Source organism: Pseudomonas sp. NPDC087029 (assembly GCF_044745345.1).
Classification (GTDB): Bacteria; Pseudomonadota; Gammaproteobacteria; order Pseudomonadales; family Pseudomonadaceae; genus Aquipseudomonas; species Aquipseudomonas faucium.
Genome location: NZ_JBIVAB010000022.1, coordinates 25,172 through 46,516 on the forward strand (window position 1 = coordinate 25,172; position 21,345 = coordinate 46,516).

At 62.3% G+C, this 21,345-nt stretch carries 19 protein-coding genes and 1 tRNA gene; 4 read left to right on the top strand and 16 right to left on the bottom strand.

Annotation, left to right across the window (positions count from 1 at the left end):
* Positions 1-43: 43 nt before the first annotated feature.
* From ACIPG5_RS23920 to ACIPG5_RS23930, 3 genes are all read right to left on the bottom strand, one after another.
* A complete protein-coding gene (locus ACIPG5_RS23920; protein ID WP_401378556.1) occupies positions 44-358 on the bottom strand; it encodes a helix-turn-helix domain-containing protein in 315 nt (104 codons plus the stop codon).
* Entirely contained in the window at positions 336-698 is a 363-nt protein-coding gene (locus ACIPG5_RS23925; RefSeq protein ID WP_314616516.1) for a toxin, read from the bottom strand. The genes ACIPG5_RS23920 and ACIPG5_RS23925 overlap by 23 nt, the downstream gene beginning before the upstream one ends.
* Positions 699-837: 139 nt before the next feature.
* Positions 838-1,299 (bottom strand): Lrp/AsnC family transcriptional regulator, encoded by a 462-nt coding sequence (locus ACIPG5_RS23930; protein ID WP_401378558.1) that lies wholly within the window; start codon positions 1,297-1,299, stop codon positions 838-840.
* Positions 1,300-1,451: 152 nt separating this feature from the next.
* Between ACIPG5_RS23930 and ACIPG5_RS23935 the strand changes: the two genes are divergently transcribed.
* Positions 1,452-1,973, top strand: a complete 522-nt coding sequence (locus ACIPG5_RS23935; RefSeq protein WP_401378593.1) for a serine acetyltransferase — start codon at positions 1,452-1,454, stop codon at positions 1,971-1,973.
* Positions 1,974-2,022: 49 nt separating this feature from the next.
* Here ACIPG5_RS23935 and ACIPG5_RS23940 read toward each other — a convergent pair.
* The 5 genes from ACIPG5_RS23940 to rpsU all read right to left on the bottom strand — a co-directional run bounded on the left by ACIPG5_RS23940 (position 2,023) and on the right by rpsU (position 10,394).
* Positions 2,023-2,099, bottom strand: a tRNA-Ile gene (locus tag ACIPG5_RS23940).
* 16 nt (positions 2,100-2,115) lie between these two features.
* Positions 2,116-5,862 (bottom strand): EAL domain-containing protein, encoded by a 3,747-nt coding sequence (locus ACIPG5_RS23945; protein ID WP_176517385.1) that lies wholly within the window; start codon positions 5,860-5,862, stop codon positions 2,116-2,118.
* 122 nt (positions 5,863-5,984) lie between these two features.
* Positions 5,985-7,835 carry an RNA polymerase sigma factor RpoD gene (gene rpoD, locus ACIPG5_RS23950; RefSeq protein ID WP_176517386.1) on the bottom strand — a complete coding sequence of 617 codons (1,851 nt, stop codon included), beginning with the start codon at positions 7,833-7,835 and terminating at the stop codon, positions 5,985-5,987.
* Positions 7,836-7,902: 67 nt separating this feature from the next.
* Positions 7,903-9,885: a DNA primase gene (dnaG, locus tag ACIPG5_RS23955; protein WP_401378560.1), complete on the bottom strand. Its 1,983-nt coding sequence runs from the start codon at positions 9,883-9,885 to the stop codon at positions 7,903-7,905.
* Between the two features lie 293 nt (positions 9,886-10,178).
* A complete protein-coding gene (rpsU, locus tag ACIPG5_RS23960; RefSeq protein ID WP_003255575.1) occupies positions 10,179-10,394 on the bottom strand; it encodes a 30S ribosomal protein S21 in 216 nt (71 codons plus the stop codon).
* A 204-nt stretch (positions 10,395-10,598) separates the two neighbouring features.
* Here rpsU and tsaD point away from each other — a divergent pair, with 204 nt between their 5' ends.
* Positions 10,599-11,624, top strand: coding sequence for a tRNA (adenosine(37)-N6)-threonylcarbamoyltransferase complex transferase subunit TsaD (tsaD, locus tag ACIPG5_RS23965; protein ID WP_176517388.1), 1,026 nt, complete (start codon positions 10,599-10,601; stop codon positions 11,622-11,624).
* Between the two features lie 15 nt (positions 11,625-11,639).
* Here the strand turns inward: tsaD and plsY are convergent, their stop codons facing one another.
* Positions 11,640-12,209 (bottom strand): glycerol-3-phosphate 1-O-acyltransferase PlsY, encoded by a 570-nt coding sequence (plsY, locus tag ACIPG5_RS23970; RefSeq protein WP_176517389.1) that lies wholly within the window; start codon positions 12,207-12,209, stop codon positions 11,640-11,642.
* Positions 12,210-12,283: 74 nt separating this feature from the next.
* Between plsY and folB the strand changes: the two genes are divergently transcribed.
* Both folB and folK read left to right on the top strand, forming a co-directional pair.
* Positions 12,284-12,640, top strand: a complete 357-nt coding sequence (folB, locus tag ACIPG5_RS23975) for a dihydroneopterin aldolase (RefSeq protein ID WP_176517390.1) — start codon at positions 12,284-12,286, stop codon at positions 12,638-12,640.
* Positions 12,631-13,140, top strand: a complete 510-nt coding sequence (gene folK, locus ACIPG5_RS23980) for a 2-amino-4-hydroxy-6-hydroxymethyldihydropteridine diphosphokinase (RefSeq protein ID WP_176517391.1) — start codon at positions 12,631-12,633, stop codon at positions 13,138-13,140. The genes folB and folK overlap by 10 nt, the downstream gene beginning before the upstream one ends.
* 121 nt (positions 13,141-13,261) lie before the next feature.
* Here folK and ACIPG5_RS23985 read toward each other — a convergent pair whose 3' ends face one another.
* The 7 genes from ACIPG5_RS23985 to apaG all read right to left on the bottom strand — a co-directional run bounded on the left by ACIPG5_RS23985 (position 13,262) and on the right by apaG (position 21,204).
* Positions 13,262-14,377 carry a multifunctional CCA addition/repair protein gene (locus ACIPG5_RS23985; protein WP_401378562.1) on the bottom strand — a complete coding sequence of 372 codons (1,116 nt, stop codon included), beginning with the start codon at positions 14,375-14,377 and terminating at the stop codon, positions 13,262-13,264.
* Positions 14,378-14,436: 59 nt separating this feature from the next.
* The gene (locus ACIPG5_RS23990; RefSeq protein WP_176517393.1) at positions 14,437-16,005 is read right to left on the bottom strand and encodes a SpoVR family protein; all 1,569 of its coding nucleotides are present in this window, start codon (positions 16,003-16,005) and stop codon (positions 14,437-14,439) included.
* On the bottom strand, positions 16,002-17,276 hold the full coding sequence (locus tag ACIPG5_RS23995) for a YeaH/YhbH family protein (protein WP_286914828.1): 1,275 nt from the start codon (positions 17,274-17,276) through the stop codon (positions 16,002-16,004). The genes ACIPG5_RS23990 and ACIPG5_RS23995 overlap by 4 nt, the downstream gene beginning before the upstream one ends.
* A gap of 131 nt (positions 17,277-17,407) precedes the next feature.
* Entirely contained in the window at positions 17,408-19,330 is a 1,923-nt protein-coding gene (locus ACIPG5_RS24000) for a PrkA family serine protein kinase (protein WP_176513938.1), read from the bottom strand.
* Positions 19,331-19,613: 283 nt separating this feature from the next.
* Entirely contained in the window at positions 19,614-19,943 is a 330-nt protein-coding gene (glpE, locus tag ACIPG5_RS24005) for a thiosulfate sulfurtransferase GlpE (RefSeq protein ID WP_176513940.1), read from the bottom strand.
* Positions 19,944-19,957: 14 nt separating this feature from the next.
* A complete protein-coding gene (locus tag ACIPG5_RS24010; protein ID WP_176513942.1) occupies positions 19,958-20,824 on the bottom strand; it encodes a symmetrical bis(5'-nucleosyl)-tetraphosphatase in 867 nt (288 codons plus the stop codon).
* A complete protein-coding gene (gene apaG / locus ACIPG5_RS24015) occupies positions 20,824-21,204 on the bottom strand; it encodes a Co2+/Mg2+ efflux protein ApaG (RefSeq protein ID WP_176513944.1) in 381 nt (126 codons plus the stop codon). The genes ACIPG5_RS24010 and apaG overlap by 1 nt, the downstream gene beginning before the upstream one ends.
* Positions 21,205-21,345 lie beyond the last annotated feature (141 nt).

A 21,345-nucleotide genomic window follows, 5' to 3' on the forward strand; every position in this document is an offset into this window, starting at 1 on the left:
GTTTTTTCGTCGTAACGACGATAGGTTGGTAGATTTTGACTGATCACGCCAAGGAGGCGAGATGCTCTACGGTCTCCGGGAATTTCTGTACCAGGCGGATCAGGGCGACTGCCTGGGCATTGGGTTTGGAGCGGCCCTGTTCCCAGTTTTCCAAGGTACGGGCATTGGTCCGCAGGTAGTTGGCGAAGAGCGCCCTGGACATGTTGAGCTGCTGGCGCAGTTCGATCAGCTCGTTCGGTGCCAGGGGGGCGAGCTCGGTCAAGGTGGCTTTATGCGTGCGCAAGGTCATCTTGCCCACCCGTTGTTCGGCTAGCGCGTCAAAGCCTTCAGTCAGTTCAGTGAAGAGGTTGCGGGGCATGGAGTGTCCTCATCAGTATTTCGCGTTCAAGCAGGTTTTTCAGCACCTTGCACTGCTGATCAGTAAGGTCGTCCTGCATGTCCTTGCCATATAGCGTGAACAGCCAGAACTGAGTACCTGCCAACCAGTAGTAGTAGATGACACGGATACCACCGCGTTTGCCTTTTTGCCGGTAGGGGTCTCGAAAGCGAATCTTCCTCAGGCCGCCAGTGCCCTTCATGACCTCGCCGGCCTGTGGACAACTGAGCAGGATTTGCTGCAGCGAGCGATATTCCTCGTCACTGAGGAACTCGGACCGGTGACGTTCGAACGGCGGCAGCTCAACAAAAATGGCATCCATTGATTGTACGTTATCTGCGTATAGTTTGGAGGGGGTGAGCAGGCCCGTCAATGGGCCGTTTTTCCAGCCTATACTTCTCGGCGCTGCATGAGCGCGCCGGAGAATTACCGCTTGTAACGCGGGTAGGAAAACTCCGAAATCATACCGGCTGACCGCGATCGACTTTGCTGCTGAGAATGATCGAGGTGGTGGTCTTCTCGACGCCCTCGACACTGCCAATCTGGTCCAGCAGCTGGTCCAGCTGTTCCGGCGTATCGCTGTGCAACCAGGCCACGTAGTCGAACTCGCCACTCACCGCGCACAGTTGCTGCACCTGCCCCATGGCACTCAAGCGCCGCACCACTTCCTTGCCGGAACGCGGCTGCACCTTGATCCCGACATAGGCTTGCAGGCCGCCCCCGATCAGGCGCTGCCCCAGGCGCACGCCGTAGCCGGTGATGACCTTGCCCTTTTCCAGTCGCGCCAGGCGCGAGTTGACCGTGGTGCGGGCGATACCCAGCTGGCGGGCGAGGGTGGCGACGCTTTCGCGGGCGTTGATCTGCAGCAGGGCGATCAGTTGGCGGTCGATTTCGTCGAGGGTGATGGGGCGTGAATCGGTCATGGAAAACTCTCGGCAGTGGGCTGGCAAGCCTAGCCACGCAAGGGTTGGCAGGGCAAGGCCAAGTGCATCGAGACAAGTTTTGCGTCATCATGGTGGGCCCATTTGCTGGAGGCCCCGGTGTGAAGTTCGCCGACCTGCTCGAATGTTGGAGGATGGAAGTCTCCAACAAGAAACGGCCAGGACGCTCTACCAGCCTGTTTTTCAATGTTCTGCGGCGTGCCCGCAAGGACAATAAACTGCGCTTTCTCTTCGCCTTTCGCCTGGCCCAGTTCCTCGAAGCTCGCGGCGGCCTGGCCAGGCGCCATGCCCGGCGGATGCAGCAGCGCCTGAACCTGAAGTACGCCGTGGATATCGACATCGGCGCACAAATCGCCCCCGGCCTGCGCATCGCTCACCTGCCCGGTGTGGTGATAACTCGCCATGTGAGCATCGGCCGCAACTTCTTCATTCGCCAGAACTGCTCGATCGGGATCAAGACCCTGGGGCTGGAGGACTACGCGCTGCGCATCGGCGACAACGTGAGCCTGGGGGCCAACAGCTGCATCATCGCCGACCACATCAGCATTGGTGACAATGTGGTGATCGGCGCCATGTCGCTGGTAACCCGGGATATCCCGGCCGACAGCACCTTCTACAACCCTCGCCAGACGCAGGTGCGCGATAACGCGCAGTAGATTCGAGCAGGCACAAAAAAGCCGCGCATTGGCGCGGCTTTGTCGTGTCTGGTGGGCCCACACGGACTCGAACCGTGGACCAAAGGATTATGAGTCCTCTGCTCTAACCAACTGAGCTATAGGCCCTCAGTAAGCGCCCGGATTATAACGAGGGTTTGGAAAGGGTGCCATCCGAAAGATCGGATAGTGCTATGCGAAGAAAGCTCGCGGCGAACTCCTCGGGCGGCAGCGGCAGGCTGACGATGTAGCCTTGGATCTGCTCGCAGCCTTCGGCGGCCAGGAACCGCTGCTGCGCCAGGTTCTCCACGCCCTCGGCAATGATCGTCAATTGCATGCTGCGGCCCAGGGCGATGATGGCCCGGGCGATGGCGGCGTCGTGCGGGTCATCGGGCAGGCCGCGGATGAACGACTTGTCGATCTTGAGAATGTCCAGCGGCAGGCGTTTGAGGTAGCTGAGCGACGAATAGCCCGTGCCGAAATCGTCGATCGCCAGCTGCACGCCCAACTGCTTGAGCTGGTGCAGCACGGCCAGGGCCTCTTCGGCCTGGCTCATGATGAAGTTCTCGGTGATCTCCAGCTGCAGGTCGCCGGCCTTGAGCTGGTAGGTCTTGAGCAGCTGTTCGATGCGTTTGGCCAGGCCGCCGTGGCGCAGCTGTGCCCCGGCGAGGTTGATCGACAGGGGGCCGAAGGCCTGGTAATCCATTTTCCAGTGGTGCATCTGCCGACAGGCCTGGTCCAGCACCCAGTCGCCAATCTGCAGGATGGTGCCGTTCTCCTCGGCCAAATGAATGAAGTGCTCGGGCGGCACCTCGCCGAAGGTCGGGTGGCTCCAGCGGATCAGCGCTTCGGCACCCACCAGGGTCTGGGACTTGAGGCTGAACTTGGGCTGGTAGCTCAAGCTCATTTCGTTGCGCTCGATGGCGCGGCGCAGTTCGTGCTCCAGGGCGATGCGCTCGCTGGCCTGGGCAGTGAGGTCGCGGGTGTAGGCCTCGACGCGGTTGCGGCCCTTGGCCTTGGAGCGGTACATGGCGGCATCGGCGTTGCGGATCAGCGTGGCGACGTCGGTGCCATCCTGCGGGTACAGGCTGATGCCGATGCTGGCACTGGTGAAGAACTCGTGCTCGCCGGCCTGGAACGGTGCGCTGAAGCCTGCCAGCAGCTTGTTGGCGATGGCGCTGGCATCGCTGGGCTTGTGCAGGCCGGGCAGGAGGATGATGAATTCGTCGCCGCCCAGGCGGGCCACGGTATCGACGTCGCGCACCTGCTCCTTGAGGCGCTGGGCGATGCCCTTGAGCAGCAGGTCGCCAACCGGATGGCCGAGGCTGTCGTTGATGTGCTTGAAGCGGTCGAGGTCGAGGAACAGCACCGCGCCCTGGCGGTTGGACACCTGCGAGCAGGTGAGCACCGCCTGCAGGCGGTTTTCGAACAGGGCGCGGTTGGGCAGCCCGGTGAGCGGGTCGTGGTGGGCCTGGTAGTCGAGCTTGGCCTGGGCGTGCTTGAGGCTGGAAATGTCGGCGAACACGGCAACGAAATGGGTGATCGCGCGCTCACTGTTGCGCACGGCGCTGATCGTCAGCCAGCCCGGGTACAGCTCACCGTTCTTGCGCTTGTTGAAGATTTCGCCCTGCCAGTGCCCTTCGGCGGTGAGCTGGTGCCACATGGCAGCGTAGAACGCGCTGTCATGCTGGCCGGAGGAGAGCAGGCGCGGGGTTTGCCCGAGCGCTTCGATTTCGCTGTAGCCGGTGATTTCGCTGAAGGCGCGGTTGACGGCGCTGATGCGCTGGTCGATATCGGTGATCAATACGCCTTCGGCGGTGTTTTCGAAAACGGTGGCGGCCAGCTGCAGCTTCTCTTGCATCAGGTGGCGTTCGGTGATGTCGCGGGCGATGGTCAGCATGCAGTCGACGCCGCCAATGGGCAGTGGCCGAGTGGACAGCTCGCACAGGCGAATCTGCCCGTCGCTGCGGCGGATATGGCAGCTGAAGTCGCGCACGAAGCCGTCGCGGGCCAGCAGGTCGATCAGGCGCTTGCGTTCGTTGAGGTCGACCCAGATGCCCAGGTCGAACGAGGTCTGGTCGATCGATGGGTTGAGTTCGTAGCCGGTCAGGCGGCAGAAGCCTTCGTTGACCTCGACCAGCAGGCCATCGCTCTGGCGCGACAGCAGCAGGCCGTCGGGGGAGGCGTGGAAGGCCTTGGCGAACTTTTCTTCGGAAATTTGCAGCTGCTGCTGGGTTTCCTTCAGCTGGCTGATGTCGCGCACCGCCACGACGAAGGCCAGGGTGCCGTCGAGTTCGAAGGTTTCGGCGGAAGTGAGGCCAGTGAACAGCTGGCCATTGCTGCGACGGAAGCTCATCTCCAGGTTGCGGATGCCATTGCCCTGATGCAGGCGCTCGAGCAGCAGGGGGCCAGTGCCTTGCACGCCCCACAGGTTCAGCTCGGTCGCCGTGCGGCCGACCACCTGGCCAGGTGAAAGGCCTATCTGTTCCTCGAACGCTTCGTTCACCTCAAGCAGGCAGCCGTCGCCAAGGCGGGCGATCAGCAGGATGTCGGGGCATTGCTGGAACACCGAGGCAAACTTCTGCTCGGACAGGCGCAGGGCGTCTTCAGTGTGCTTGGTTTCGCTGATGTCGATCATCAGCCCGCGCATCACCGGCCGGTGGCCGTGCTCGATCATGCTGACGATGTTGCGTACCCAAAGCGCCTGGCCATCGGCGCGGATCACCCGGTAATCGAGGCTGTGGTCGCGCCCGGCGGCGGTTTCGCTTTCGCAGAATGCCTGGGCCCAGAGGGCGTCGTCAGGGTGCAGGATGCTGCGCCAGAACCCGGGTTTGAGCCAGTCGTGCAAGGGGTAGCCCAGCAGGTCTTCGGCATGTGGCGAAACGTAGCTGTAGGTGAAATCGTTGGCGTCGGCCTCCCAGGCAATGGCCGACAGGCTCTCGATCAGGCCCCTGTAGTGGTACTCGCTGCTGCGCAGCTCCTGCTCCAGCGCGATGCGCCGGGAAATTTCCGAGCTGAGCCGGCGATTGATGCGGATGACCACGGCGAGGATGGCGACCAGCAGCAGCATGGCGGGCAGGCCGTAGATCAGCATGTCGTGCCAGAAGGTGCGTTGGTCCACCACGTTGCCGACCCAGCGTTGCTGGATCTGGCTGATTTCGTCGCTGGACATGTCGGCCATGACCTTGTCGAGGATGCCGACCAATACCTTGTCGTCGCGCGGTGCGGCCATGGCCAGCTGGTAGCGGTACGGGGTCTCGCCGCTGACGTACAGGCCCTCGAGCTTGAGCTGGCGCAGGCTCCAGATGCTCGAGGCAAGGTCGCCGACCACCGCGTCCACTTCGTCGGTAGCCAGCGCCTGCAAGGTCGAGCTGACATTGGGCATGGCCACCAGGTTGAGGTCGGGGTGGTGGGTGCGTAGCAGCTCGTGGGGGGCGTAGTTCTCCACCACGGCGATCTTCAGGCCGTAAAGGTCCTTGAGGGTGCGCGGTTGTGCGCCGCCTTCATGGGCCAGGATGACGATGGGGAAATCCAGGTAAGGGCGGGTGAAGGCCAGGTAACCCTGGCGCTCCGGCGTGGACATGATGCCGGGCAGCAGGTCGATGCGGCTTTCCCGTGCTTGCTGCAGTACCTCGGTCCAGCTGCTGGGCTCGATCGGCTTGAGCGTTACACCCAGGCGCTCCTGGAGCAAGGCGATGTAATCGGCGGCCAATCCCTGGTACCGGCCTTCCTGGTCACGAAACTCGAACGGTGGCCAGGAAGCGTCGACGCCCAGCTTCAGCTGCGGATGGGCAGCCAGCCAGGTTTTTTCCTCGTCTGTCAGGGTCAGGGCGCCGGCCGTCGTGTTCCACAGGATCAGGAGCAGCAACAGAATGGCCGGCATAGGCGGCATATCAGCCTCGCATTCAGGTGGTCTGAACTCGAGTGTAGACGGGCAATCGGCCCGGCGGGTAGCGAGTGGCCACGACCTTTTGTCACATAAGAAAAACCCCGGCCTGGGCCGGGGTTTTGTCTTCACTCGTCGAGGAAGGAGCGCAGATGCTCGCTGCGAGTCGGGTGGCGCAATTTGCGCAACGCCTTCGCCTCGATCTGACGGATCCGCTCACGGGTCACGTCGAACTGCTTGCCCACCTCTTCGAGGGTGTGGTCGGTGTTCATGTCGATACCGAAACGCATGCGCAGCACTTTGGCTTCACGTGCGGTCAGGCCCGAGAGCACGTCGCGGGTCGCTTCCTTGAGGCTTTCGACCGTGGCCACGTCAATCGGGGACTGCATGGTCGAGTCCTCGATGAAGTCGCCCAGGTGCGAATCTTCATCGTCACCGATCGGGGTTTCCATGGAGATCGGCTCTTTGGCGATCTTCAGTACCTTGCGGATCTTGTCCTCAGGCATTTCCATGCGCTCACCGAGCTCTTCCGGGGTCGGTTCACGGCCCATTTCCTGCAGCATCTGGCGGGAAATACGGTTGAGCTTGTTGATCGTCTCGATCATGTGCACCGGGATACGGATGGTGCGCGCCTGGTCGGCGATCGAACGGGTGATCGCCTGGCGGATCCACCAGGTGGCGTAGGTCGAGAACTTGTAGCCACGACGGTATTCGAACTTGTCCACCGCCTTCATCAAGCCGATGTTGCCTTCCTGGATCAGGTCGAGGAACTGCAGGCCACGGTTGGTGTACTTCTTGGCGATGGAAATCACCAGACGCAGGTTCGCCTCGACCATCTCTTTCTTGGCGCGACGGGCCTTGGCCTCGCCGATGGACATGCGACGGTTGATTTCCTTGATCTCGGCCACGGTCAGGCCGGTCTCGGTCTCGAGGTCGATCAACTTTTGCTGGCAAGCGACGATGGCGGCGTCCTTTTCACCCAGGGCGGCAGCCCACTTGGTGTTGCGCTTGGCCAGGTCACCGCTCCAGGTCTGGTCGGTTTCGTTGCTCGGGAACAGGCGCAGGAAGTCGGCACGCGGCATGCGCGCGTCACGCACGCACAGTTGCATGATGGCGCGTTCTTGCTGGCGCAGGCGATTCAGGGCGTCACGTACACGCTCGACCAGCACATCGAACTGCTTGGGCACCAGCTTGATCGGCATGAACAGATCAGCCAGGGCCTGCATTGCACCGATGCTCTCGGCGTGGTCGCGGCCATGCTTCTTCAGCACCTTGAGGGTGATGGCGAGCTGGTCGGAAACGGCACCGAAACGCTGGGCTGCAACGACTGGGTCAGGACCGCTCTCGGTCTCTTCCTCGTCGTCACCGCTTTCCGATTCTTCCTCTTCGTCGTCGGACTCTTCCTTCGCGGCCGCGGCCTTGGCGCCAGGGATCGGCACCTCTTCGGTCGGGGCGGCGATGTTGTCGTCAGGGTCGATGTAACCGCTGAGAACATCCGACAGACGGCCACCTTCGGTGGTGACGCGGTCGTATTCGCCGAGGATGTAGTCGACAGTGCCCGGGAAGTGGGCGATAGCGCCCATCACTTCGCGGATGCCTTCCTCGATACGCTTGGCGATTTCGATTTCGCCTTCGCGGGTCAGCAGCTCGACGGTACCCATTTCGCGCATGTACATGCGCACCGGGTCGGTCGTGCGGCCGATATCGGTTTCAACTGCCGCCAACGCTGCTGCGGCTTCTTCGGCCGCGGCTTCGTCGGTGTCGGCTTCCGCCAACAGAAGGGCATCCGCATCCGGAGCACTCTCGAATACGTTGATCCCCATGTCGTTGATCATGCGGATGATGTCTTCCACCTGTTCCGGATCTGAAATATCCTCAGGCAGGTGGTCGTTGACCTCCGCGTAAGTCAGGTAGCCCTGCTCACGACCGCGGGTGATCAACTCTTTGATACGAGACTGCTGTTGCGCTTTTCCGGACATAACACCCTATCCACTGAAGGTCTTGGCGGGCAAAAAACAAGCCGAGGATTATACCCGAGCATGGGCCTCACGCGCCAGATGAGGTCGGCGTTTGTGCGGGAACATTCCGGCTCAGCAGGGCGAGGAGCTGTGATTTTTCCTCGCTGGTCAATTCGCTTTGACGTGCTTTTCTGAGCAGTTGTTCCAGGCTGCGCTCGCGTTGGCGGGCGGACAAGCTAGTTATGGTGTCGAAAAACTGTTGTTCAAGGTTGTCGGCCACGATCAGCCATTCCTTTTCCGCCAGGGCCCGCAGCAGGCGGCCTTGTTCGGTCCCATGCCAGCGTGCAATCAGTTGCATTGAGCTTAGCCCAGGATTTTTCTGCGCGGCTTCGATCAAGGCCACCAGCAACTGGCTGTAGAGGTGTTCTTCATCGGCGAAATGGCTGGCGTCTTCGACCTTGCCGGCCAGCAGCGGGTGGTGCAGCAAGGTGCGCAGGGCGGCCAGGGTCGGCGGTTCTACCGGTGCCGGCGTGCGTGGCGGTGCCTCGTCGCGTTGCTGCCAAGGCTTGCCGCCTTTGCGGTTCTTGTCCCAGGGCTTGTCGCTCCAGGGTTTCTTGGCGCCGCCCTTGTTCGGCTTCCACTGCTGTTCCTGCTGCGCCGGGGCGTAGTCGTGCGCCGGCATGTCGCTGTAGTCGGGGGTGTAGCTGGCCATGGCGTCGTAATCGAAGCCAGGGTCGTAGTCGGGCACGCTGCTGGCGGCAGGGGCGTGCTGGGCCAGTTGCTCGACCTGCTGCGGGTCGAGGCCGGTGATTTCCTTCAGGCGGTTGCGCATCAGCTGGCGCAGGTTGGCACCGGGAATCTTTTCGATCAACGGTGCTGCCAGGGTCGCCATGTGCGCCTTGCCTTCCAGCGAACGCGGGTCGGCTTCGGCGCTCAGTTGCTCGAAGAAGTAGTCGGCCAGCGGCTGGGCGTGCTGGTTGATGCGCGCCATGAAGGCATCAGTGCCTTCGGCGCGCACCAGGCTGTCGGGGTCTTCGCCTTCGGGCAGGAACAGAAAGCGTGCGCGGCGCCCATCCTGCAGGGCCGGCAGGGCCGACTCCAGGGCGCGCCAGGCAGCCTTGCGCCCGGCCTGGTCGCCGTCGAAGCAGAACAGTACGCTGGGCACCACGCGGAACAGGCGCTTGAGGTGTTCTTCGCTGGTGGCGGTGCCGAGGGTGGCCACGGCGTTGCGCAGGCCTTGCTGGGCCAGGGCGATGACGTCCATGTAGCCCTCGACGACGATGATCTCGTCGAGGTTGCGGTTGTGCTTGCGCGCCTCGTACAGCCCGTACAGCTCCTGGCCCTTGTGGAAAACCGGGGTTTCCGGGGAGTTGAGGTACTTGGGCTTGTCATCGCCGAGCACTCGGCCACCAAAGGCGATGATGCGCCCGCGGCTGTCGCGGATGGGGAACATCACCCGGTCGCGGAAGCGGTCGTAGCGCTTGCCGCTTTCGGCGTTCTCGATCAGCAGGCCGGCATCGATCATCACCTTCTGTTGCAGGGTGTCGGCACCCAGGTGCTTGAGCAGGTTGTCCCAGCCCGGCGGGGCGAAGCCCAGGCCAAAGTCGCGGGCGATTTCGCCTGACAGGCCGCGGCCCTTGAGGTACTCCACCGCGGCTTTGCGGGTGGGGTGGTTGCGCAGGGCCTGGCGGTAGAACTCGGCGGCGGCATCGAGCAGCGGGTAGAGCGGCGAGTCGGTTGGCTGGCGGGGTTTCTGCCCGCGCCGGCCTTCTTCGCGGGGCACTTCCATGCCGGCAGCGCGGGCCAGTTCCTCGACGGCCTGGGGGAAGTCCAGGTTGTCGTGGTCCATGACGAAGCCCAAGGCGTTGCCGCCGGCACCGCAGCCGAAGCAGTAGTAGAACTGCTTGTCGGGGCTGACCGTGAAGGAGGGGGTTTTCTCCTTGTGGAACGGGCAGCACGCGGAGTAGTTCTTGCCGGCCTTTTTCAGCTGGACGCGCGAACTCACCACGTCGACGATGTCGAGGCGGTTGATCAGGTCGTCAATGAAGCTTTGGGGAATCAGCCCGGCCATGGCAGTCTCGTCATCTGGCAACTGGCAAGTCTAATCGCTAGCGCACCGGTTGGGGCGAGTGATGCTAGGGGGAAGTGCGAGGGAATGTGTGCTCGTCGGTAGCCACCGGGATTACCAGGGGCTCGTCAGTGTGACGTGCACGGCTGGCCGAAACCAGTTCTGACGCGTTGACACGATTGCCCGCTGCGAATTGCGACGGACGCCTTGGGCTAGCTGCTCAAGGGTGAAACAACCGCTGCCATCGGCCCGGCGGTGAGCCGGGCAGGGCAGAAGCTTTGCGTTGAACGTCTGTATTAGTACAGACGAACGGCGCGGCGCTGTTCGCGCTGAACTTTCTTGGCGTGACGCTTAACAGCAGCAGCTGCTTTGCGCTTACGCTCTGCGGTCGGCTTCTCGTAAAACTCGCGGCTACGAACTTCAGCCAGTACACCGGCTTTTTCGCAGGAGCGCTTGAAACGACGCAGAGCTACGTCGAAGGGTTCGTTCTCTTTAACTTTGACGGCTGGCATCCAGGGCTACCTTAATTCATTACCGGGGTAGACGTGCTCCTGGCAAAACAAAGGTGTGCTGGAGAACGTCGGTTTTCAAGGGTTGCGGATGTTAACCCTTAGTACGCCGGAATGCAAAGCCTCTGATCGAAAACCGCTGGTCGGCACCCGGCACGGGGACTATCATGCGCGGCTTCGAATTCAGCCCCCACAAGGGACGAGCCCATGCTAGTACTGGGATTGGAAACATCCTGCGACGAAACCGGCGTCGCATTATACGACAGTGAGCGCGGTTTGTTGGCCGATGCGCTGTTCAGCCAGATCGACCTGCACCGTGTGTTTGGCGGGGTCGTGCCCGAGCTTGCGTCGCGTGACCACGTCAAGCGCATGCTGCCGTTGATCCGCCAGGTGTTGGACGAGGCCGGCTGCGTGGCCACCGAGATCGACGCGATCGCCTACACCGCGGGCCCTGGCCTGGTCGGTGCGCTGCTGGTCGGCGCTTCGTGCGCCCAGGCCCTGGCGTTCGCCTGGGACATCCCGGCGATCGGCGTACACCATATGGAAGGCCACCTGCTGGCGCCGATGCTGGAGGAAAACCCTCCCGAATTCCCGTTCGTCGCTTTGTTGGTGTCCGGCGGCCATACCCAGCTCGTTCGGGTCGATGGCATCGGCCAGTACCAACTGCTGGGCGAGAGCCTGGATGACGCTGCCGGCGAGGCATTCGACAAGACGGCCAAGCTGATCGGCCTGAACTACCCCGGCGGCCCGGAAATCGCTCGCCTGGCCGAGCGCGGCGTGCCAGGGCGCTTCGTGTTCCCGCGGCCGATGACCGATCGCCCGGGCCTGGAGTTCAGCTTCAGTGGCCTCAAGACCTTCGCCCTGAACACCTGGCAGCAATGCCGCGATGCTGGCGACGACAATGAGCAAACCCGTTGCGACGTGTCCCTGGCGTTCCAGCAGGCGGTGGTGGAGACTCTGACCATCAAGTGCAAGCGCGCACTCAAGCAGACCGGCCTCAAGCGCCTGGTCATCGCTGGTGGCGTCAGCGCCAACAAGGCACTGCGTGCCTCTCTGGAGGACATGCTCGCCGGGCTCAAAGGCAACGTGTACTACGCGCGTCCCCAGTTCTGCACCGACAATGGCGCGATGATCGCCTATGCCGGCTGCCAGCGGCTGTTGGCCGGGCAACAGCAGGACCTGGCGATCAGCGTGCAGGCGCGCTGGCCAATGGAGCAGTTGCCACCGTTGTAAACGGACAGGCGAACGTCAGAAATGGCGTTCGCGCCCGGCGAACAGGTCGCGAAGGTTATTGCGATGACGCCAGACGATCATCACCGTGAGCACGCTGATCGGCAGCAGGGCCTCGGGCTCGCGCCAGGCCAGCAACGGCAGGGTCAGTGGTGTGGCGATCAGGGCGGCCAGGGAGCTGGTGCGGGTGAGGTAGAAGGTCAGCAGCCAGGCACCGATGGCCAGCAGCGCGGCCGGAAAGTACAGGGCCATGAGCATGCCGGCCGCAGTGGCGACGCCCTTGCCGCCCTGGAAGCGGAAGTACACCGGGAACAGGTGGCCCAGCACCGCGCAGACGCCGACCCAGGCCTGTTCCTGCAGGTCGAGGCCGGCCAGGCGCGCGAGCAGCACGGGCAACAAGCCCTTGCACAGGTCGCCAAGCAGGGTCAGGATCGCCAGTTTACGGCCCGCCAGGCGTAGCATGTTGGTGGCGCCGGCATTGCCTGAACCGCTGGAACGCGGGTCCGGGCTGCCCGAAAGGCGGCTGAGGACGATGGCGAAGGACAGCGAGCCAAGCAGGTAGGCGAGCAGCGCCAGTAACCAAAACATGCTAACTATTCCGGGCGAGGACGCCCTGATTCTAACGGCGCCAGTCGCCCTTGTCGTGTTGTGGAGAGAAGTGCTTGGACAGAGTGTTCATCGAAGGCCTGGAAGTCGAGACCGTCATCGGTGCCTATGACTGGGAACGGGATATTCGCCAATGCTTGCGCCTGGACCTGAGCTTTGCCTGGGACAACCGCCCGGCCGCGGCCGGTGACGATTTGAACCTGGCGCTGGACTATGCCAGCGTTTCGTCGCGCATCCAGGCCTTTGCCGAGCAGGCACGCTTCGAGTTGGTGGAAACCTTCGCCGAACGGCTGGTCGCGGTACTGATGGAAGAGTTCCACATTCCTTGGGTGCGGCTGAAGCTGACCAAGCCGGGCGCCGTTCCTGCGGCCCGTGGTGGTGTTGGCGTGGAGATCGAGCGCGGATGCCTCTGAGCACGGTTTACCTGGGCCTTGGCAGCAACATCGACCGCCACGCGCACCTGTGCGCCGGGCTCGATGCGCTGGCTGCCATCCTCACCGACATGCGCTGTTCTCCGGCCTTCGAGAGCCAGGCGGTGGGGATCAAGAGCGGCCCGTTCATCAACTTCGTGGTGACCGGCAAGACCGACTTGCCGCTGATGGAGCTGGACCGCCGGCTCAAGTTCATCGAGGCCGACAATGGCCGTTATGCCCCTGACCGCAAGGGGTTGCCGCTGGATATCGATGTGCTGATGTATGACGATCTGCACGGTAACCACGATGGCCTGGTGCTGCCCAGGGCCGAGATCCTGAAAAATGCCTTCGTGCTGTGGCCGTTGTCGCTGCTGGCGCCTGACCTGGTGCATCCGGGGGTAGGCAAGCGCATGGCGCAGCTGTGGCAGGAGGCGCGCATCGAACAGGTGCTGGCGCCGGTGCCGTTCGAGTGGCGCGGGCTGCAGCTGACGCTTGGGTAATTGTGGGAGCCGGCTTGCCGGCGATAGGGCACTGAAAGGCTACCCAAGGCTGCAACTATTCGCTGGCCTCATCGCCGGCAAGCCGGCTCCCACAGAGATTGCGCAAGCGATTAGGGCTGCTTCAGTGGCCAGCGCCGCTTTTGTAGTCTTGTAGCGCTTTCAGTCGTTCTTCCTTCAGCGCCTCTCCCAGTCCTTGCCCAGTCAGCCCCGCCGCCACCAGGGGCTTCACGTCCACCGCCCTGGCTGCCGCCGCTGCGCCGCGTAGGTAGTCACCCTGTGGATAACTTGGTGCGCCCGCACCACGCGCATCCATTTCGCACGCGGCTATGAAGTCTTCGAAGCGCTGCGGCCGACGATACACATCGAACTTTTGCAGCAGCTCCAGCAGTGTCTGGGGTTCGAGTTCGAGGGCCTTGCGCCCATGCCCCGCGTATTCGCCCACCAGCAGGGCGAGTTCCTGGCATTCTCGTGGCGCCTTGAAGCGCTGGTTCAGTGCCTTGATCGATGCAGGATCAAGGCCCTGCAACAGGCACGCCCAGCGCACATGCAGGGGCTGATGATGCTTGGCGGCCTGGATCAGCGCAGCCAGCGAGGCTGCATCGGCGTCAAGCTCCGGCATCAGCTGTTGCAGGGCTGCGCAATCGTGGAGCACCTGGATGAATACCTGAGGTTCGTCCTCCATCAGAGCGCGCTCGATCTCTTTCCAGCTGCGCTCGGCGGTCAACGCCTGCAGCTCGCCGGATTCGCTGATCTGCCGCATCAGCGCCAGGGTTTCATCGGCGACGCTAAAGCCCAGCGGCGCATAGCGTGCGGCGAAGCGCGCCACGCGTAACACACGCAGGGGATCTTCGGCGAACGCCGGCGAAACGTGACGCAGAATGCCCTGCTCAAGGTCGCCCTGGCCATGGTAGGGGTCAATGACGTTGCCGTGGTCGTCCTCGGCCATCGCATTGATGGTCAGGTCACGGCGAATCAGGTCTTCTTCGAGCGTCACGTCCGGGCTTGCGTGGAAGGTAAAGCCGCCATAGCCGCGCCCGCTCTTGCGTTCGGTGCGGGCCAAGGCATATTCCTCGCCAGTCTTGGGGTGCAGAAAAACCGGGAAATCAGCGCCCACCGGGCGGTAGCCCTTGGCGTGCATTTGCTCGACGGTCGCGCCGACCACCAGCCAGTCGATATCACTCACCGGGCGCCCGAGCAGGCGATCGCGTACCGCGCCGCCGACTTTGTAGATGTGCATGTGCAACCTCCATTACTGCCCACAGGATACCCTGTCGGCAGCAATGGCGGTGCCTTGCGCTAGAGGTGATGAATGACGGCCAGGTCCATGCGGCCATAGTCGCCGCTTTCGCCGTGCTCGCCACGGGGAGGCATGTGATGGGTCTTGACCACCTGCTCGCCCTGCACGGTTTCCAGGTGGATGTCGAAGCCCCACAGGCGGTGCAGGTGCTTGAGCACCTCTTCGGTGGAGTCGCCAAGCGGTTTGCGGTTGTGCTGCTGGTGACGCAGGGTCAAAGAACGGTCGCCGCGGCGGTCGATGCTCCAGATCTGCACGTTCGGTTCGCGGTTGCCAAGGTTGTACTGGGACGCCAGTTGTTCACGAATGATGCGGTAACCCGCCTCGTCGTGAATGGCCGGCACCACCAGGTCGTCGCGCTGGTCGTCGTCGAGAATGCTGAACAGCTTGAGGTCGCGGATCACCTTGGGTGACAGGTACTGCAGGATGAAGCTTTCATCCTTGAAGCTGCTCATGGCGAACTTGATGGTCGACAGCCAATCACTGCCTGCGATGTCTGGGAACCAGCGGCGGTCCTCCTCGGTGGGGTTTTCGCACATCCGGCGGATGTCGGTGTACATCGCAAAACCCAGTGCGTAAGGGTTGATGCCGTTGTAGTAGGGGCTATCGAAGCCGGGTTGGAACACCACGCTGGTGTGTGACTGCAGGAACTCCATCATGAAGCCTTCAGTGATCAGGCCTTCGTCGTAGAGGTCGTTCATCAGCGTGTAGTGCCAGAAGGTCGCCCAGCCTTCGTTCATGACTTGAGTCTGGCGCTGTGGGTAGAAGTACTGGGCGATCTTGCGCACGATGCGTACTACTTCGCGTTGCCAGGATTCGAGCAGTGGGGCGTTTTTCTCGATGAAGTAGAGGATGTTTTCCTGAGGTTCGGAGGGGAATCGCGCATCGTCGCGGTCTCCGCCTTTTTCCGCACTTTTGGGGATGGTGCGCCACAGGTCGTTGATCTGCCGCTGCAGGTGCTCCTCGCGGTCCTTCTGGCGCCGGCGTTCCTCCTCGGCCGAGATCGGATAGGGGCGCTTGTAGCGATCGACGCCGTAGTTCATCAGCGCATGGCAGGAGTCGATCAGGTCTTCCACGGCGTCGATGCCATGGCGCTCCTCGCACTGGGCGATGTACTGCTTGGCGAACACCAGGTAGTCGATGATCGAGGTGGCATCCGTCCAGGTGCGGAACAGGTAGTTGCCCTTGAAGAAGCTGTTATGGCCATAGCAGGCGTGGGCGATCACCAGTGCCTGCATGCACATGGTGTTCTCTTCCATCAGGTAGGCGATGCAGGGATCGGAGTTGATCACGATCTCGTAGGCCAGGCCCATCTGGCCGCGGCTGTAGGACTTCTCGGTACTGAGGAACTGCTTGCCGTAGGACCAGTGGTGATAGCCCAGCGGCATGCCCACGGAGGCGTAGGCATCCATCATCTGCTCGGCGGTGATCACTTCGATCTGGTTGGGGTAGGTGTCCAGGGCGTAACGCTCGGCCAGCCGGCTGATTTCCCGATCGTAGGTCTGGATCAGCTCGAACGTCCACTCGGACCCGGTGGAAATGGGTTGGCGTCTCTGTGCTCTGGCGGTCATGTGGCTAACCTGCGCTGGAAGAGTTCACGGAAGACCGGGTAGATATCGCCGGCCGAAACCAACTGTTGCTGGGCGAACGTGTCGGGGAAGGCCTCGCCGATTCGCTCGTACTCGTACCACAGCGCCTGATGTTCACGCGGGGTGATCTCGACGTAAGTGTAGTACTGCACGTGCGGCATGATCTGCTTGGACAGGATCTCGCGGCAGATCGGCGAGTCATCGTTCCAGTTGTCGCCGTCGGACGCCTGGGCTGCATAGATGTTCCAGTCGCTGGCCGGATAACGCTCGGCCATGATCTCCTGCATCATCTTCAGCGCGCTGGAGACGATGGTGCCGCCGGTTTCCCGGGAGTAGAAGAATTCTTCCTCGTCGACTTCGCGGGCACTGGTGTGGTGGCGAATGAACACCACTTCGATGCGGTCGTAGTTCCGCTTGAGGAACAGGTACAGGAGGATGAAGAAGCGTTTGGCGATGTCCTTGGTGGCCTGGGTCATCGATCCGGACACGTCCATCAGGCAGAACATCACTGCCTTGGAGCTGGGGTTGGGCTGTTTGACCAGCAGGTTGTACTTGAGGTCGAAGGTGTCGAGGAAGGGCAGGCGGTTGATGCGTGCCTTGAGCCGATCGATTTCCTGTTCCACTTCCTGGATATCGGTGAAGTTGTCGGGCTCCTCGACCTTGAGCCGGGCCAGTTCCTTTTGCGCCTCACGCAGCAGCGCACGGCTGCTGCCGGTCAGGGCGATACGCCGGGCATGGGCCGAGCGCAGCGTGCGCACGATATTGATGCGCGACGGGTTGCCTTCGTTGGCGATGCCGGCGCGCACGGTCTTGAATGTGTCGGTGCCGGTCAGGTGGCGCTTGACCAGGTTGGGCAGCTCAAGGTCTTCGAACATGAATTCGAGGAATTCTTCCTGGGTGATCTGGAAGACGAAATCATCCATGCCCTCGCCGGAATTGCCGGCCTTGCCACGCCCGCCACCCCCGCCGCCGCCCCCTTGGGGCCGGGCGATATGCTCGCCGGCGGTGAATTCCTTGTTGCCTGGGTGCACGATGGTCTGCTTGCCGCCACGGCCATGGTGCAGCACCGGTTCATCGATGTCCCGCCCGGGAATGCTGATCTGTTCGCCATGCTCCATGTCCATGATGGAGCGGCGGCTCACCGCCTCTTCGACGGCTTTCTTGATGTGTTCACGGTAACGCCGCAAGAAACGCTGGCGGTTGACCGTGCTCTTGTTCTTGCCGTTCAGGCGTCGGTCGATAACGTAGCTCATGGTCCCTCCGGTAGCTGGGAACAGCTGCACGCTTCAAGCTACGAGCTGCTGCACGTACTAGCCAGCAAAGCAGCCACCGCCGCCCGAAGCTGGTTGGCCAGCTGCGGGCGAACGGCGTGTAGCTTGCCGCTTTATTGCGATTTCCTGACCCGCAGGTACCATTCCGACAGCAGGCGCACCTGTTTGTCGGTGTAGCCACGCTCCACCATGCGCGTGACGAAGTCGTTGTGTTTCTGTTGGTCTTCCTTGCTGGCCTTGGCGTTGAAGCTGATGACCGGCAGCAGGTCTTCGGTGTTGGAGAACATTTTCTTCTCGATCACCACACGCAGCTTCTCGTAGCTCAGCCAGCTCGGGTTCTTGCCGTTGTTGTTGGCGCGGGCGCGCAGCACGAAGTTGACGATCTCGTTGCGGAAATCCTTCGGATTGCTGATGCCGGCCGGTTTCTCGATCTTTTCCAGTTCTTCGTTGAGGGCGATGCGGTTGAGGATTTCGCCGGTTTCCGGATCGCGGTATTCCTGGTCCTGGATCCAGAAGTCGGCGTACAGCACATAGCGGTCGAAGATGTTCTGGCCGTACTCGCTGTACGACTCGAGGTAGGCGGTCTGGATTTCCTTGCCGATGAACTCGATATAGCGCGGTGCCAGGTACTCCTTCAGGTAGCGCAGGTAGCGCTCGCGCACTTCTGCCGGGAACTGTTCCTGTTCGATCTGCTGTTCCAGCACGTACAGCAGGTGCACCGGGTTGGCGGCTACCTCGTGCGGATCGAAGTTGAACACCTTGGAGAGGATCTTGAAGGCGAAGCGGGTCGACAGGCCGTTCATGCCTTCGTCGACACCCGCGGAATCGCGGTACTCCTGGATCGACTTGGCTTTCGGGTCGGTGTCCTTGAGATTTTCGCCGTCATACACGCGCATCTTGGAGTAGATGTTGGAGTTTTCCGGCTCCTTGAGGCGCGAGAGCACGGTGAACTGGGCGAGCATCTTCAGCGTGTCCGGCGCGCAATGGGCCTTGGCCAGGGAGCTGTTGACCAGCAGTTTGTCGTAGATCTTGATCTCGTCGCTGACGCGCAGGCAGTACGGCACCTTGACGATGTAGATCCGGTCGATGAACGCCTCGTTGTTCTTGTTGTTGCGGAAGGTGTGCCACTCCGATTCGTTGGAGTGGGCCAGCAGGATCCCGGAGTAGGGGATCGCGCCGAGGCCTTCGGTACTGTTGTAGTTGCCTTCCTGGGTGGCGGTGAGCAGTGGGTGCAGGACCTTGATCGGCGCCTTGAACATCTCGACGAATTCCATCAGGCCCTGGTTGGCCCGGCACAGCGCACCCGAATAGCTGTAGGCGTCGGCGTCGTTCTGCGGGAATTCCTCGAGCTTGCGGATATCCACCTTGCCGACCAGGGCGGAGATGTCCTGGTTGTTCTCGTCGCCAGGTTCGGTCTTGGCAATGGCGATCTGGTTGAGGATCGACGGGTACAGCTTGACCACCCGGAACTTGCTGATGTCGCCGCCGTATTCCTGCAGGCGCTTGGTGGCCCACGGCGACATGATGGTGTTCAGGTAGCGCCGCGAGATGCCGTACTCCTCTTCGAGAATGGCGCCATCTTCGGTGGCATTGAACAGGCCCAGCGGCGACTCGAAGACCGGTGAGTCCTTGATCGCGTAGAAGGGGACCTTTTCCATCAGCTGCTTGAGTTTCTCGGCCAGCGACGATTTACCGCCGCCTACCGGGCCCAGCAGATAGAGGATCTGTTTCTTCTCTTCCAGGCCTTGGGCGGCGTGGCGGAAGTAGGAGACGATCTGGTCGATGCACTCTTCCATGCCATGGAAGTCGGCAAAGGCCGGATAGCGGCGGATCACCTTGTTGGAGAAGATGCGCGACAGCCTGGAGTTGGTTGAGGTGTCGATCAGTTCCGGCTCACCGATGGCCAGCAACAGCCGTTCAGCTGCCGATGCGTAGGCACTGCGATCCTCTTTGCACAGCTCGAGGTACTCCTGCAGCGAGAGTTCTTCCTGGCGCGTAGACTCGAAACGTTGTTGGAAGTGGCTAAAAATACTCATGACGTCACCTCGCTCGATACGTGGAGACGACGCCGGATCAGTCAGCTGATGCTGGCATGCAACCGGGTTCGCCGATTGCTGTATACCCCCCAGAACACCCTGTAACGCTACCGATGACCCGCACGCCGGTGTACCGGCTCTCCCCTTTTTTTGGATGGCCTGCGCTTAAGAATAGTTGGTTATCCGCAAGGTCAAGGGGAAGCGGCGAGGAAGTTGCCAGTGACCGTTCGTCAGGTCAGGCGCAAGCCCGCGTGGGGCGCGGGCTGCAGTAAAAATGAAAAAATTACTCGGGCGTGCCTTGGGCGGTTTCGGCCGGGTAGGTGGCGCGCCACAGCTCGAAGCCGCCATCGACGCTGTACACGTCCGAAAAGCCTTGGCCGACCAGGTAGGCGGCGGCGCTCTGGCTGGAATTGCCGTGGTAGCAGACCACCAGCGTTGGCGCGTCCAGGTCGGCATTGCGGATGAAGTCGGCGACCGAGTGGTTGTCCAGGTGCCGGGCGCCGGTGATGTGGCCGGCGGCATAGGCTTGCGGGTCGCGAATGTCGACGACGACCGCACCTTGCGCGCGCAGGGCCAGGGCCTGCTCGGGAGGGATGCGCTTGAATTCGCTCATGGGTACGGCTTCCTTCAGGGGTGGACGTTGAGTTTATCGGGTTGTGGAGGCTGGCGCAGGTTGCCGTCGTCGGCACACTCGCAGCGGTGGTATTCACCGCTGTCGACGTTGTACAGGGTCATCGCCCCGCCCCACACGCAGCCGGTGTCCAGGGCGATCACGCCAGGCTCGTCGACGCGGCCTTCGAGCGCGGCCCAGTGGCCGAAGATGATCTTCACGTGGCGCGAGCGGCGGTCCTTGTGGGCAAACCACGGCTTGTAGCCTTTGGGCGCGGTGCCCAGGCCTTCCTTGCTCTTGAGGTCGAGCTTGCCGTCGGCGGTGCAGAAGCGCATGCGGGTCAGGTAGTTGGTGATGACCCGCAGGCGTTCGATGCCGCTGAGGTTCTTGCTCCACTTGTGCGGCTCGTTGCCGTACATGCCGTCCAGGTACAGCTTCAGGCGCCCGTCATCACGTAGCGCCTCTTCGACTTCTGCAGCCAGCTCCAGCGCCTTGCCGAGTGTCCACTGTGGCGGAATGCCGGCATGCACCAGGGCGATACCGCGTGGCTCGTCGTAGTGCAGCAGTGGCTGGCGGCGCAGCCAGTCGAGCAGCAGGTCGGCATCGGGTGCTTCGATGATTTCGCGCAGCGTGTCGCTTTTCTTCAGGCGCTCGACGTTGTGCCAGGCCGCCAGCAGGTGCAGGTCGTGGTTGCCCAGCACGCAGACCAGCGACTGGCGAATCGAGTACAGGTAACGCAGGGTTTCCAGCGATTCGGGGCCGCGGTTGACCAGGTCGCCCACCAGCCACAGGCGATCGACTGCCGGGTTGAAACGCACGCGTTCGAGCAGGCACTTGAGCGGCTGCAGGCAACCCTGCAGGTCACCGACGGCGTAGGTGGCCATCAGTGCAGGGCCCCCGGGACCGCGAGGCGGAAGGGCATGATCTCGGCATCGAAGCGTTTGCCGTCTTCGGCGAACATCTGATAGCTGCCCTGCATAGTGCCCACGCGGGTGCTGATCACCGCACCGCTGCTGTAGGTGTGGCTTTGCCCCGGCTCGATGGTCGGTTGCTGGCCAATCACACCGGCGCCACGCACTTCTTCGACTTCACCGTCGCCATTGGTGATCAGCCAGTGGCGGGACATCAGCTTGGCGGTGACCGAGCCGTTGTTCTGCACGGTAATGGTATAGGCGAAGGCGAAACGACTGCTTTCGGGGTCGGATTGTTCTTTGAGGTAGCGGGTCACGACGCTGACGTCGATCTGATAGCGGGGGTCGGACATGCAAGGGCCTTGAGCAAACACGCGAATACGGCGATTCATGCAGTCTAGGCTATTGGCGGGGGGGAGGGCCAGTGCGTGGGGAGACAGGGGAGTGCCAGTTGAGGCGCCATCGCCGGCATGCCGGCGATGGGGTTGGCAAGG